The sequence below is a fragment of the Streptomyces tricolor genome (assembly GCF_002155905.1).
Lineage (GTDB): Bacteria > Actinomycetota > Actinomycetes > Streptomycetales > Streptomycetaceae > Streptomyces > Streptomyces tricolor.
Genome location: NZ_MUMF01001093.1, coordinates 404 through 640 on the forward strand (window position 1 = coordinate 404; position 237 = coordinate 640).

Annotated in this window: 1 pseudogene; it reads left to right on the forward strand. The window is 75.9% G+C overall.

Annotation, left to right across the window (positions count from 1 at the left end):
* Positions 1-237 (forward strand): annotated as a pseudogene (locus CCN44_RS42925) (hypothetical protein); the annotation flags it as partial.

Below are 237 nucleotides of genomic sequence, written 5' to 3' on the forward strand. Positions count from 1 at the left end.
CCGGGACGCGCTGGCCGACCGGCTCGACGTCATGCTCCGCGAGCAGCGGTACGCCGCGGAACGCCAGGCCGAACTGACCCGCCTGCTCTCCGCGCCGGTGTCCGCGGAGGAGGCCGAGTCCCTCCACCGCGACCTCGCCTGGGCCCACGACGACCACGCACGCGCCACAGCCCGCTGCACCGAACTCCGCACCCGTATCGAGGACCTCGACCGCCGGAGGGGGCCCTGGGGAGGGGC